This window comes from Simplicispira psychrophila DSM 11588, assembly GCF_000688255.1.
GTDB classification, from domain to species: domain Bacteria; phylum Pseudomonadota; class Gammaproteobacteria; order Burkholderiales; family Burkholderiaceae_C; genus Simplicispira; species Simplicispira psychrophila.
Genome location: NZ_JHYS01000018.1, coordinates 55206 through 64813 on the forward strand (window position 1 = coordinate 55206; position 9608 = coordinate 64813).

The 9608-nt window shown below is 59.0% G+C and carries 9 protein-coding genes; 8 read left to right on the forward strand and 1 reads right to left on the reverse strand.

The genetic code is table 11. The features are described 5' to 3' along the window. The first annotated feature begins 56 nt into the window (after positions 1–56). Genes Q390_RS0115105 through Q390_RS0115140 form a run of 8 tightly spaced genes read left to right on the forward strand, consistent with a single transcriptional unit; the run spans position 57 to position 8722 of the window. Entirely contained in the window at positions 57–2411 is a 2355-nt protein-coding gene (locus Q390_RS0115105) for a tetratricopeptide repeat protein (protein ID WP_051603279.1), read from the forward strand. A gap of 2 nt (positions 2412–2413) precedes the next feature. Continuing rightward, positions 2414–3184 carry a glucose-1-phosphate cytidylyltransferase gene (rfbF, locus tag Q390_RS0115110; protein ID WP_027996818.1) on the forward strand — a complete coding sequence of 257 codons (771 nt, stop codon included), beginning with the start codon at positions 2414–2416 and terminating at the stop codon, positions 3182–3184. A gap of 2 nt (positions 3185–3186) precedes the next feature. Next, positions 3187–4266 (forward strand): CDP-glucose 4,6-dehydratase, encoded by a 1080-nt coding sequence (gene rfbG / locus Q390_RS0115115; protein ID WP_027996819.1) that lies wholly within the window; start codon positions 3187–3189, stop codon positions 4264–4266. Beyond that, positions 4263–4823, forward strand: coding sequence for a dTDP-4-dehydrorhamnose 3,5-epimerase family protein (locus tag Q390_RS0115120; protein ID WP_027996820.1), 561 nt, complete (start codon positions 4263–4265; stop codon positions 4821–4823). The genes rfbG and Q390_RS0115120 overlap by 4 nt, the downstream gene beginning before the upstream one ends. A gap of 29 nt (positions 4824–4852) precedes the next feature. Then, positions 4853–6079 (forward strand): class I SAM-dependent methyltransferase, encoded by a 1227-nt coding sequence (locus Q390_RS0115125; RefSeq protein WP_027996821.1) that lies wholly within the window; start codon positions 4853–4855, stop codon positions 6077–6079. A 49-nt stretch (positions 6080–6128) separates the two neighbouring features. Continuing rightward, positions 6129–7196: an FkbM family methyltransferase gene (locus Q390_RS0115130; protein WP_156949924.1), complete on the forward strand. Its 1068-nt coding sequence runs from the start codon at positions 6129–6131 to the stop codon at positions 7194–7196. 3 nt (positions 7197–7199) lie between these two features. After that, on the forward strand, positions 7200–8075 hold the full coding sequence (locus tag Q390_RS18685) for an NAD-dependent epimerase/dehydratase family protein (RefSeq protein ID WP_051603280.1): 876 nt from the start codon (positions 7200–7202) through the stop codon (positions 8073–8075). Next, positions 8069–8722 (forward strand): LbetaH domain-containing protein, encoded by a 654-nt coding sequence (locus Q390_RS0115140; protein ID WP_245606939.1) that lies wholly within the window; start codon positions 8069–8071, stop codon positions 8720–8722. The genes Q390_RS18685 and Q390_RS0115140 overlap by 7 nt, the downstream gene beginning before the upstream one ends. Before the next feature lie 146 nt (positions 8723–8868). Here Q390_RS0115140 and Q390_RS19635 read toward each other — a convergent pair. Next, positions 8869–9608 (reverse strand): flagellin (locus Q390_RS19635; protein WP_037473198.1); only part of this gene is annotated, 740 nt, incomplete at its 5' end.

The following is a 9608-nucleotide window of genomic DNA, read 5'->3' on the forward strand; positions in this document are numbered from 1 at the left end:
GTGTCGGGATACTCTCGGATACTTACACCTTTTTGCCCCTGTGGACTCCTGTTTTTATGACTGAAACTGCCGCTGCGCCCTTGGCCGACGCTGACACCAATGCCGGCGCCGGCATCGAGTCGCCCCCTGTTTCCGCTGCCATAGCCCAGTTGCTGCAGCAAACGATGGAATTGGCGCTGCAATGCCACCGTGACAAGCAGTGGGCAGAAGCTGCTGAGCTTTATTACGCCGTGTTGCGCCAGCAGCCAGAACACCCTGATGCCAACCACAATTTGGGGGCGATAGCGGTGGAGCAGGGCGACCCTTTGGCCGCCATTCCTTTATTTCAGATCGCATTGCAAGCCGATCCCAAGTCCAGCCCCTACTGGGTTAGCTTGATTGATGCGCTGATGCAGGCGAAGGAATACACGCTGGCCACCGATATTTTGGAAGATGCCCGCCGCGCCGGTTTGAATCTTGGCAATGTGGGTGAACTGGTCGAGCGCCTGGTGGAAGTCGCCATGCGGCGTGCGCGTAACACGCCAGTAATCAGGGGAATTCAGCCACCGCAGGCGCAAAGCAGCAAGCTGGCGCGTTTGTATGAAGCCAATGACTTTGACGCGGTCATCAAGCTCAGTAAAAAGATAGCGCACCAGTACCCGCAAAGTTTGGTGGGATGGAAAGGCTTGGGTGCGGGCTATATGCGCCAGGGCCTACGCGAAAAAGCTATCGACGCACTGCAGCACGCCTTAGCGTTGGATTCGACCGACTTTGATGCTCTGAGCAACTATGGTTTGGCCCTGTCGGCGCGCGGGGAGCTGGTGCAAGCAGAAATTTTGCTCCGCCAAGCGACACGGTATCGTCCGCGTGTAAATATTGGCTGGTTCAATTTGGGCCTTGTGCTGCGTTCGCAGGGCCGTTTTAACGACATTGAGCGCGTTTATCGCAGTGCCCTTGATGCTGTGGGCGACAGAATTGGCGTGCTGATCAATCTCAGCATCTGGCTGACTGACTTGAACCGCTTGACCGAGGCCGAAGAAACTGCCCGCCAGGCTATTGCTGAAAAGGCCAATTCAGCAGTGGCCCATGTCCAATTGGCCATGGTGCTTAAAGATCAGGGGCGATTAGTGGAGTCGGTAGAGGCATTGCGCCATGCCATCGTGCTTGACCCGAACGAGTTTGTCAGTTTGAGTAATTTGTTGTTTGTTGCCAATTGCATTCCGGATATGGACCCGTACGAGCGTTTTGCTTTATACCAAGAATTCGATGAACGTTTTGGTAAGGCCTTTCGTCCGTACTGGCGCCCGCACACCAACCTACGCTCTACCGCACGGCGTTTGCGTGTAGGCTATGTGGCACCCGTTTTTCGGTATCATTCTTCGCAAAAATTTTTGGAGCCCTTGTTCGCCCACCACAACCATGAGCGCGTTGAGTTGTTTGCTTATGCGAATAACTACGAATTGGATGATGAAGTTACCGATCGTTATCGCACTTATTTTGATCACTGGTGCGAGACGGGCGATCTCCATGACCAGCAGCTGGTTGATCGTATCCGGGCTGATGGTATTGATGTGCTGGTGGACATTGCTGGCCAGACCAAGGGGGCTCGTTTAGCAGTTTTTGCATCCAAACCAGCGCCGGTGTCTTTGCACTGGTTGGACTCGGGTTACACCACTGGCCTGTCGGCGATTGACTATTACCTGACTGACGCTGCTACCGTCCCGCCCGGTTCTGAAGATTTGTTTACAGAAATACCTTGGCGTTTGCCACACACGCAGTTGTCCTACCGACCCGATGCCGCCAGCATGGGTGCGGTCGGCCCCTTGCCTGCACTGGAGCGTGGTTACATCACTTTTGGCTCCTTGACCCGTGCAGTACGGCTTAATGCGGGACTCATCGCTACTTGGGCGCAATTGCTGCAGCGCGTGCCCCATTCCAAGCTGGTGCTCAATAGCATGAACTTTCATACAGCTGATATCTGCGACGTGTGGATACAGCGCTTTGCTGATTTGGGCATTCCTGCCGATCGCTTGCAAATGGGTTATCAAACCCCGCCTTGGGATGTGTTACGTGGCATCGATATCATGCTCGACTGCTTTCCGCAAAATTCGGGTGCAACCTTGTTCGAATCGCTCTATATGGGCTTGCCCTTTGTATCTTTGGCCGGCGCACCCAGTATGGGTACGTTGGGTGCATCGGTGTTGACCGCGCTGGGGCGCCCGGAGTGGGTTGCCCATTCGAAAGAGGAATACCTCGATAAGCTGGTGGCATTGGCCAGTGACGTGCCGGCGCTGGCCGCGCTGCGTTCAGGCTTGCGCGCCGAGATGCAGGCCAGTGCGCTCATGGACGAGCCCGGTTTTGCCCGTGATGTGGAAGATGCCTATTTCGCCATGTTCCAGCGCTGGATTGATACCACGCCCGAGGAGGTTTGAGCGTGAAAGCCGTCATCCTTGCCGGTGGCCTGGGCACACGGATTTCAGAAGAATCGCACCTGCGTCCCAAGCCGATGATTGAGATTGGTGGGCGCCCCCTCCTGTGGCACATCATGAAGATATACGCCGCGCATGGCGTGAACGACTTCGTCATTTGCCTGGGCTACAAGGGCTACGTTATCAAAGAGTATTTTGCCAACTACTTTTTGCACTCGTCTGATGTCACCTTCGACATGGCAGAAAACCGCATGGAAGTGCACCGTCGCCATGCCGAGCCGTGGCGTGTCACACTAGTCGATACCGGCGACAACACTATGACTGGTGGCCGTCTGCGCCGCGTGCGCGAATATCTGACACCCGGCGAGGCGTTTGCCTTTACTTATGGCGACGGCGTGGCCGACATCGACCTGACGGCGGAATTCGCCTTCCACCGCGCCCACGGCCAATGGGCTACCGTGGCCGCCGTACAGCCGCCCGGGCGCTACGGCGCCTTGCAAATGGAGGGCAGCCGGGTCAGCGCCTTCACCGAAAAGCCCCGGGGTGATGGCGGCCTGATCAACGGCGGCTTTTTTGTACTGCAACCCGAGGTACTCGATTTGATTGCCAGCGACCAGACCAGCTGGGAGTTGGAACCGATGGCCGCGCTGGCCGCACAAAACCAGCTACAGGCGTTTGAGCACAGCGGCTTTTGGCAGCCGATGGACACTTTGCGCGAGAAAACTCTGCTGGAAGAGTTGTGGCAATCAGGCCAAGCGCCATGGAAAGTGTGGTGAACATGACTAGCGGGATCCTGCCAGACGCCCCTTTTTGGCGCGGCAAGCGCGTGCTGCTGACGGGTCACACCGGCTTTAAGGGGGCTTGGTTGGCGCTGTGGCTGCAGCGCATGGGCGCGCAGGTCACTGGTTTGGCGTTGGCGCCAGCCACCCAGCCGGCGCTGTTCGATTTGGCGTGCGTGGCACAGGGTATGGATAGCCAATTGGCGGACATCCGTGATGCCGCCGCTGTAGCCACAGTCGTGCGTGCGGCCCAGCCGGAGGTGGTGTTGCACTTGGCGGCGCAAGCGCTGGTACGCCCCGGCTACGCCGCGCCGCTAGAGACTTTTGCCACCAACGTCATGGGTACCGCTCATCTGCTGGACGCCTTGCGCGGTCAGCCCAGTGTGCGCGTGGCAGTGGTGGTGACGACCGACAAGGTGTACCGCAACCGCGAATGGGTGTATCCGTACCGCGAGGATGACCCGCTCGGCGGGCACGACCCCTACAGTGCCAGCAAAGCGGCGGCTGAACTGGTGGCGGCCAGCTACCGCGACAGTTTTTTGGCCGTACAAGGCGTGGCCGTGGCCACGGCCCGCGCCGGCAACGTGATTGGCGGCGGCGACTGGGCCCAAGACCGTCTATTGCCCGATGCCGTGCGCGCGTGGCAGCAGGGCGCCACCTTGCACATCCGCCATCCCCAGGCCACGCGGCCCTGGCAACATGTGCTGGAGCCTTTGGCGGCCTATTTGCGGCTGGCTGAAGTGCTGTGGCAACACCCGCAGCGCGCCGGTGCCTACAATTTCGGCCCCCTGCCACACGAAGCCGCTACCGTCAAAAATGTGGTCGAAATGGCTTCTATGGCTTACAAATCAAGCGCTGTAAGCTATCAAAATAATAGTGTAAATCCGCACGAAGCCCACTGGCTGGCGCTAGAAACCGCCCACGCCCGCAGCACGCTGTGCGTACAACCGCGCTGGCCGTTGGCGACTGCCGTGGCGCGCACCCTGGCGTGGTACCGCGCCCAGCAGCAAGGGGCTGATACGCTGGCGCTGTGCTATGCCGACATCGACGCTTACATCGATCCCTTGGCACAGCCATGAGCCGCTTTGCCGTCACTCCGACAGCGCTGGCTGGTTTGCAGTGCATCCAACGCCAGCCGCTGCAAGACGCGCGCGGATTTTTGGCGCGGTTGTTTTGTGCGCAAGAACTGGCCGCCGCCGGCTGGCCCGGCCCGGTAGCGCAAATCAACCACACCCACACCGCCGAGTGCGGCACCGTGCGTGGCCTGCACTACCAACGCCCGCCCGCGCCCGAGGCCAAATTGGTCAGCTGCCTGCGTGGTGCAGTCTGGGATGTGGCGGTGGACTTGCGCGCCGGCTCGCCCACTTTCTTGCAGTGGCACGCGCAAGAACTGTCAGCGCAGAACCACTGCGCGCTGCTGATTCCGCCCGGCTTTGCGCACGGCTTTCAGGTGCTAGAAGCCGGTACTGAGTTGCTGTATCTGCACTCTGCCCCCTACACCCCCGCTTGCGAAGGCGCACTGCACGCGCAAGACCCGCGCCTAGCCATTGCTTGGCCGCTGCCGGTACACGGCCTGTCGGCGCGTGACGCGGCCCACGCATGGCTTGACACGTCCTTTGAAGGAGTCCGTTTGTGAGCTCTTGTTCTAATTTCGTCCCCGCGCCGATGCACTGCCGCCACTGCGCCGCGCCGGTCACGCGGGTGCTGGCCGATTTGGGCACTGCGCCGCCGTCCAACGCCTACCTGCGCCTCGCCGCCCTGCAGGCGCCCGAGCGCTGGTACCCGCTGCGCGTGCTGGTGTGCGAGAACTGCTGGCTGGTGCAGACCGAAGACTTTGCCCAGGCGCACGAGCTGTTCGATGCCGAATATGCCTATTTCAGCTCCTACTCCAGCAGCTGGCTGGCCCATGCACAGGCCTACGTAGCCAGCATGGTCGAGCGCTTTGGCTTGGGCGCGCACAGCCAAGTGGTCGAAGTGGCGGCCAACGACGGCTACCTGCTGCAATACGTCGACCAGCGCGGCATCCCCTGCTTGGGCATCGAGCCCACTGCCAGCACCGCCGCCGCCGCCCGCGCCAAAGGCATCACCGTGGTCGAGCGCTTTTTTGGCGTAGCGCTGGCGCAAGAACTGCGCGCCCAAGGTCACAGCGCCGACCTGATGGCCGCCAACAACGTGCTGGCCCATGTGCCCGACATCAACGACTTTGTCGCCGGCTTTGCCACTTTATTGAAGTCCACGGGCGTGGCGACGTTCGAGTTTCCGCACCTGCTGCGCTTGGTGCAGCAGTGCCAGTTCGACACGCTGTACCACGAGCACTTTTCTTATTTATCGCTCAGCGTAGTGCTGCGCATCTTTGCGGCCAACGGCCTGGCGGTATTTGACGTGCAAGAGCTGCCCACCCACGGTGGCAGCCTGCGTGTGCTGGCGCAGCGCAGCGATACGAGTGCGCAGCCTATTTCTCCTGCCGTCGCCGCCCTGCTGGCACGCGAATCCGCTGCCGGCATGATGACAGCGGATTTTTATGGTGATTTTCAGCTCCAGGCCTTACGTATCAAGCGCGAGCTGCTCTTATTCTTGATAGACGCACAAGCCCGTGGCCGCAAGGTAGCCGCCTACGGTGCTGCCGCCAAAGGCAACACCCTGCTCAACTTCGCCGGTGTGCGCGGCGATTTGTTGCCCTACGTGGTGGATAAAAATCCGGCCAAACAAGGCCAATTTTTGCCCGGTAGCCGCATCCCCATCGTCGATGAAGCCCACCTGCGCGCGCACCGCCCTGATGTGGTGCTGATCCTGCCGTGGAATTTGCGCGATGAGGTGATGGCGCAGCTGGCCTATATCCGCGAATGGGGCGGCCAATTTGCAGTCGCGGTGCCGAGCTGGCAACTGTGCTGAACGGTGCTGAAGGCATCTATACATTCAATCTACACAACCAGGAAATTTCATGAGCAACGATCCCCGCGACTTGGATGGAAAACGTTTGCAGCAGGCGCTGCGTTTGTTAGGTCGAGATACGGTGCTGCGTGCGCGTTTAGTTGAATTTTTGCGCGACTGCGAGCCAGCCTTGGTGTATGACGGAGCCGTGCGAGACGACGTGGTGGGGCCGATCATCGATGCCCTGCATGAAGACAGCGACGTTTATGCTAAAGAACTGGCCGACGGCACGCGCATGGAGTTTTATTACCGCACCAAAATCGCGCGCGATTTGCTGCTGTCGGCCAGCGATCGTCCAACCCACGTTTGGGAGCCACAAACCACCAAGTTGCTGCTGACACTGGCACGCCACCTGCAGGGTGACGTTATCGTCGGCGGTGCCTATTTTGGTGATCAGGCCGTATTGGTGGCCAAGGCTATTGCCCCGGCTGGCTTGAAAGTGCATTGTTTTGAACCCAATCCCGATCAAGCGGCCATGTTGCAGAGCAATGTGGCGCTCAACCAGTTGACCAATGTGGTGGTCAATAAAACCGGCCTGTGGAATCGTTCTGGTGAGCGGATGCGTCTGGACGGCTTTGACTCGTTTGCCAACGCAGTGGCGGCATCCGATGGAGAGGGTTTCAGCACCGAGGCCATGGACGACTACGCTGCCCGACAAGGCATTCGCGTTGGCCTGATCCAGTTGGACATCGAAGGTGCCGAGCTGGCCGCTTTGCAAGGTGCGCAGCAACTGCTGGCCAAAGACCGCCCCGCAGTGGTGTTCGAGGTGCACCGCCATTATGTGGACTGGAGCCAAGGCTTGCGCGCAACACCCATCTGCCAGCTCTTTTTGTCTCTGGGCTATGAAATTTTTGCCGTGCGCGACATCAACTCGCACCGTGAAATGCCCGGCCAGCCGGTGGAGCTGGTGCCGTTGGATGCCGTTTATTTGGATGGCCCGCCGCACGGTTTCAATATGCTGGCGCTGCCGGATGCCAGCGTGTTGGATACGCCCGAATTTCGCCGAGTAGAAGGTGTCAGCCCCAAATTGCTGCCGCACAAGGCGGCGCACCTGCACCATCCGATAGGTGGTTTTTGAGCCATGCCGGTTGACGACAGCCTGTTGACGGGGCGCTTGTTCACCGTCATCGGTGCAGCGGGTTTTGTCGGCCAGCGTGTAGTCGCCCGGCTGCGTGCCGCCGGTGCCTGCGTCTATGCCCCAGTGCGCGATGACCCCGCACTGTGGCAGCAGCCTTTGGGACAAGTGATCTACGCCGCTGGATTGACGGCAGACTATTTGGCACGGCCCTTTGACACCGTGCAAGCCCACGTCAGCCTGTTGGCTCAGGTGCTACAGCGCGGCCAGTGGGAGGCTCTGGTTTATCTTTCCTCCACCCGCCTTTACGACAGCTTGGGTGCTATCGACTGCACAGAGTCGCTACCGCTACAGCTGAACCCAGCGCAGCCGCGCCATTTGTACGACTTGTCCAAGGCTTTGGGCGAGTCGCTGTGCCACAGCGTGGGGCAGGGGCGGGCACGCATTGCACGGCTGGCCTGTGTCTATGAAGGCATAGAAGATGCCGATGGCTTCTTGCCCGCGCTGCTGCGCCAAGCATTGGCCGCGCGCGTGCAGGCCTGCGCGGTAGGGCCGGCTGCTCGGGGGGTGTTGTCCATCGATTCCTCGCCCGCATTCGAGCGCGACTATGTGCAGATGGCTGATGTGGTTGAGGCTTTGCTCCACATCCTGTTGCAAGGCCAGCAGGTGGTTTACAACGTCGCCAGCGGTTGCAATGTGCCCAATGCTGCTTTGTTTGACTACTTGGCGCAGCATGGCCAGTGCGACGTGCAGGCCATGCAGACGGGTACACCCAACCCTGCACCACAGATCAGCATTGCGCGTATGCGTGCCGAGTTTGATTGGCAGCCGCGCAGCGTGTTTGAGCTGTTGGATAGCCTTTACAAGGAGCTGGGATGTTGAAGCTGGTGCATTTTTCACGTGCTGACTTGCTGCAATACGTGGTGCGGCAATTGGATCAGTTCTTTCCCGATGGATTGCAGCCCGACGCTGCTGACTTATTGCGCCCACACATGGATGTGGCACTAGATCGGTTGGGGTACTGCATTGATGCTGTACGCCCATGGAAGCCGGGCGAGTTTGACCACCTGCATTCGTCGCAATACACCATTTTTCTGTATTACCTAGCGCACACCGTGTGGACGGTTACTGGGCAGCGTAGCTTGTGCGCCAAATTGTTTGGGCTGAACAAAGCCCTCAATGGCATTGATTTGTTCTACGAAATTGAACTGCCGCCGGTGTTCTTTATCGGCCACTCGGTGGGCATCGTCTTTGCCAAGGCTACCTACGGTAATTATTTAGTGGTGTACCAAAACTCCACCGTGGGAAAAAACCATGGCGTGGCGCCGGTGTTGGGTGATGGTGTGGTGATGTACCCCAACACCGCCATCATTGGGCGCTGCGATGTGGGCGCTGGCACGGTGCTGGCGCAAGGGGTTAGTCTGATCAATACCAGCACGCCGGGCCACTGCACGGTGTATCCCGGCCCGGCGGGCGCGGTGGTGTGCAAGCCAACTGGGCGTAATGTATTGGCTGATATTTTTCGATGAAATAAGTCTACAGCCCTTTAAATACATGCGTTGATAGCTATCAAAATAATATTTGATGGATGCTATTTTTCTGCTTGTGCTTCGCTCATAAAAAAAGCCAGGCGCCTTTGCAGGCGGCCTGGCCAGGGTTTTTGCCTGGGCTTTGGTTACTTCAGCAAAGACAGCACGCCTTGAGGAATCTGGTTGGCCTGCGCCACCATGGCGGTACCGGCCTGCTGCAGAATCTGCGCGCGCGACAGGTTGGCAGTTTCTTTCGCAAAGTCGGCGTCTTGAATCCGCGAGCGTGAAGCTGATAAGTTCTCTGAAGTCACATCCAAATTAGAGATGGCGGTTTCAAAGCGCGATTGCAGGGCGCCGAGCTTGGCACGTTCACCGTTAATAAAGCCCAAGGCCGAGTCCACCGTCTTCAGCGCCTCGGTGGCGTTCTTGAAGCTGGTGAGGTCCAAGTCGGCTACTTTGTTCAGCTTCGAAGTGCCATTAGCCGCTAAAGCAGAGCTGGCGGCACCACCGGAGAACGAAAATGCCTTGTCCGCATCAAGCGTGATGTAGCCGCTGACGGTGGAGCTTTCACCCGCTGTAGTAGCACTCAAAGAAACCCCGGCACCCGCAGTATTACCTGCTGCATCTAGCTTCTGCACTGTCATAACGCCTGCATTAGCAACGCCTGTAGCCGCGCCTACATTGATGTTAGAGCCTGACGGATTGGTCAGAAGAACGTAAGTACCATCATCGCTTAACGAAGCGCTTACGCCTGTTTTGGCAGATTTGTCGTTGATGGCCGAGACTGCAGTGGCTAAACGATCTGGACCCGTACCACCGGGCACGGTAAACGACATGGTTTCCAAGGCGGTGGAGGCGTTCTCGCTCGCGATGGTCATCGAGAAAG

Excerpts from the sequence above, each read along its gene's own strand:
- Q390_RS0115130 (WP_156949924.1), top strand. The coding sequence starts at position 6,129 with ATGAGCAACGATCCCCGCGACTTGGATGGAAAACGTTTGCAGCAGGCG.
- rfbG (WP_027996819.1), top strand. The coding sequence starts at position 3,187 with ATGACTAGCGGGATCCTGCCAGACGCCCCTTTTTGGCGCGGCAAGCGC.
- Q390_RS0115125 (WP_027996821.1), top strand. The coding sequence starts at position 4,853 with ATGCACTGCCGCCACTGCGCCGCGCCGGTCACGCGGGTGCTGGCCGAT.
- Q390_RS0115140 (WP_245606939.1), top strand. The coding sequence starts at position 8,069 with ATGTTGAAGCTGGTGCATTTTTCACGTGCTGACTTGCTGCAATACGTG.
- Q390_RS0115105 (WP_051603279.1), top strand. The coding sequence starts at position 57 with ATGACTGAAACTGCCGCTGCGCCCTTGGCCGACGCTGACACCAATGCC.
- Q390_RS18685 (WP_051603280.1), top strand. The coding sequence starts at position 7,200 with ATGCCGGTTGACGACAGCCTGTTGACGGGGCGCTTGTTCACCGTCATC.
- Q390_RS0115120 (WP_027996820.1), top strand. The coding sequence starts at position 4,263 with ATGAGCCGCTTTGCCGTCACTCCGACAGCGCTGGCTGGTTTGCAGTGC.